Genomic DNA, 3,101 nt, shown 5'->3' on the forward strand with positions numbered 1-3,101 from the left:
AGCCGCACCGGGCGCCGTCCCGGCCGAGGGCGCCCCGGCCGACGGCGCGGCCGTCGCCGGTGCGCAGCTGGCCCGCCAGACCGTGACCGTCGCGGTGACCGGCAGCTACGACCAGACCCAGGTCCTGCTGGAGAACCTCGAGCACATGTCCCGCGCCTACCTCGTCACCTCGGTCTCGGTCAGCGGCGACCCGACGACCGGGGTCTTCACCACCTCGATCACCGGCGACATGTTCGTGATGCCGCCGGTCCAGGACCCCGACGACGCCGACAGCGCGGCTGGCACCGACGCCGCCACCACCGCCACCACCGATCCGGAGGGATGACACGTGGACCTGCTCGCGAACGCCGACCTGCCCGTCCTCGCCGCCGGTCTCGGACTGGTGGTGCTCGCGCTGGTCGGCCTGCTCGCCCTGCTCGTCGCGCGTCGGCGCCGGCGACCCGCCGCTCCGGAGGTCGCCGAGCCGGCGCAGCCCGAGACCGAGTCGGCGCAGCCCGAGCCCGAGCCGGCGCAGCCCGAGGACGAGACGGTGCCGGTCGACGCCGAGCCGGTGCAGGCTGAGGCCGAGACCGGGCAGAGCCTGGAGCTGCGCACCCTGCGCGCCCAGGTGCACTGCCTGGAGCAGGCGCTCGCACAGCTGCCTGCGGTCGCGGGCGACCCGGTGGCGTCGTACCGCGCCCAGGTCCGCGCGGCCGTCCGCGCCGTCGCCGCCGACGTCGCTCCCGGCGACGACGCCCGCTACGTGCTGGACCGGCTGACCGCTGCGGTCGACCGGCTCGACCAGCCCGGCGGCCTGACCCGGCCGACCCTTCCCGCTGCGCGGGGCGTGGCCGAGGCGAGCGTGCCGCTCCGGTCGGCGCCGGCCGCTCCCGTGCTGAGCGCCGTGAGCGACCCGCAGCCCGGCCCGCCGACGCCGGCACCGGCCGACGGTCCGGTGGAGCAGGTCGTCCCGATCGAGCCGACCGAGCCCGTGGCGGCCTCGGAGCCCGAGGAGGAGCACGTCGTGCCCGTCCCGCCACCGGCCGTCGTGGAGACCCGGCGCCCGCGCCGGCGGCTCCGTCGCTCGGCCGCGTGAGGGTGGCTCGGATGGACGACACCCGGCCCTCGACCGGCTTCGCCGGCCTCTCGCGGCAGTACGCCGAGCGCGGCGACCTGCGCCGGGCCGCGCTGGCGGCCTGGGCGGCGGACGTCCACGTCCTCGAGGAGCTGCTCTGGGCGAACGGTCTCGACCAGGCGCCCGAGCCCCTCCAGCAGCTCGCCGCGATCGGCGAGTCGATCGCGGAGACCGTCGAAGGACTGGCGACCCAGCCCCGGGACCCGCTCACCCTGCGCGCCGTCGTCGAGGCGGCCCGCGAGGCGATGGTGACGACCTTCGACGAGTCCGTGCACGGGCTGCTCACCGAGCGGTTCGCCGACCTCGCCCACCTCGACGAGGTCCCTGCCGCCGCCGCGGCCGACGCTGACGACTCAGGCGCGGCGGTCCAGCCCGCGGGTGTCCGGCTCGGCGGACGGTCGGCGGACGAGCTCGTGCACGAGCTGCGCGTCGCGGCCGCCGACTGCTCGGCGATGGCGACCCACCTGGCGGCCGAGGGCGAGCCCGACGCGGCCGCGCGGCTGGGCGACCAGGCCGACGCCGCGTCGTTCGAGGCCTACCTCGTGCAGGCCGCCGTCAGCGGGGGCGACCACGATCTCGCGACCGTCGACCTGCGCTGGGACCTGGCAGCCGAGCGGACCGGTCGCACCGGCCTGGTGCGCGACGATCTCGTCGCGGTCCTCGGCACTGGCGAGCAGCAGCAGCTCCGCACCGGGACGGAGCCGGTGCGGTGACGCCCGCGCTGCCCGTGGTGGCCGCGGTGCCCATCGTGTTCGGCGTGCTCGGGCTCCTGATCGGGTCGTTCCTCAACGTCGTCATCCACCGGGTGCCGGCCGGGCTGTCGCTGGTCGCGCCGGGCTCGGCGTGCCCGGCGTGCGCGCACCCGGTGCGCGCCCGCGACAACGTGCCGGTCGTCTCGTGGCTGGTGCTGCACGGCCGCTGCCGCGACTGCGCGGCCCCGATCGCGGCCCGCTACCCGCTCGTCGAGCTCGTCACCGGCGCGCTGTTCGCGGTCGTCGGCTGGCGGTTCGGATCCACGCCGTACGCCCTCGCCGCGCTGGTGGTCGCGGCCGCGGGCGTCGCCCTGTTCGTCATCGACCTCGACCACCGCCGCCTCCCGTTCGCGATCACGGGCGCGATGGCCACCGGCACGGTGATCGCCCTCGCGATCGACGTCGGGCGCCACGGGGCCGGTCCGGTCGCCCCGGCGCTGCTCGCCGCGGCTCTCTGGCTCGCGGTGTACGGCGGCATCTGGCTGCTCACCGCGGGTCGAGGCATGGGGCTCGGCGACGTGGCGCTGGCCCCCGTCCTGGGGCTGGCGCTCGGCTGGCTGGGCTGGGGCCCGGCGCTGGTCGGGCTCGGCGCGGGCTTCGCGGTGGGCGCCGTGGTCGGCACGGGCCTGCTGCTCTCGGGTCGAGCCCGCGCCGGCAGCAAGGTGCCGCACGGACCGTTCCTGCTCACCGGCACCGCGATCGGGATGCTCGCAGGTCAGCCGCTCGCGGCGGCGTACCTGCGCCTCGTGGGCCTCTCCTGACCTGCCCACCGGTCTGCACCAGCCCGCGAGCGGGCTCAAGCGAACGGACCGGCGCTCCGATAACCCTCTCGACAGCAGGCGAACGCAACGGGGGCGACGTCGGCATACGGAGTCGTGCGGAATCGTGTGTATCAGTGCGGTCCGCGGTAGGAGATTCTCGACTTTGTCCCGAGTACCGGAAGGATCCAGCACTACCATGACGGGGAACGGCGCGGTGCTCGGGAAGCCGCTCGTGCCACTCGCTTCGGGAGCAGAGGAATCCGAAGCCAGTTCGCCGTGCGGGGGAATGATGCGCGAGATCGACCAGGGGCAGTTGTTGGCGAGCATTGCCGCCACCTCTCACGACTGCATCCTCTCCCTCGACGGCCAGGCCACGGTCGTGTGGGCGAGCCCGGCGACCGAGCAGGTCCTGGGCTGGACGCCGAGCGAGCTGGCCGGGCACGAGCTGGGGACGGTGTTCCCCCGCGAGGGCAG

At 75.7% G+C, this 3,101-nt stretch carries 4 protein-coding genes; all 4 read left to right on the forward strand.

All coding sequences use genetic code 11. The annotated features are described in order from the left end of the window. A partial coding sequence (locus tag Q0L15_RS16975) for a hypothetical protein (RefSeq protein WP_296605632.1) occupies positions 1-325 on the forward strand: 325 nt, incomplete at its 5' end. 3 nt (positions 326-328) lie between these two features. Next, complete coding sequence (locus Q0L15_RS16980; RefSeq protein WP_296605633.1) at positions 329-1,075, forward strand: hypothetical protein; 747 nt, start codon at positions 329-331, stop codon at positions 1,073-1,075. An 11-nt stretch (positions 1,076-1,086) separates the two neighbouring features. Continuing rightward, positions 1,087-1,827 (forward strand): hypothetical protein, encoded by a 741-nt coding sequence (locus Q0L15_RS16985; protein ID WP_296605634.1) that lies wholly within the window; start codon positions 1,087-1,089, stop codon positions 1,825-1,827. Then, entirely contained in the window at positions 1,824-2,627 is an 804-nt protein-coding gene (locus Q0L15_RS16990; RefSeq protein ID WP_296605635.1) for an A24 family peptidase, read from the forward strand. The genes Q0L15_RS16985 and Q0L15_RS16990 overlap by 4 nt, the downstream gene beginning before the upstream one ends. The last annotated feature ends 474 nt before the right edge of the window (positions 2,628-3,101 follow it).

Origin of the sequence: Nocardioides sp., assembly GCF_024509035.1 — a bacterium.
Lineage (GTDB): Bacteria > Actinomycetota > Actinomycetes > Propionibacteriales > Nocardioidaceae > Nocardioides.

What these genes read in the sequence shown, in the direction of transcription:
- Q0L15_RS16985 (WP_296605634.1), top strand. Translation starts at nt 1,087, where the DNA reads ATGGACGACACCCGGCCCTCGACCGGCTTCGCCGGCCTCTCGCGGCAG.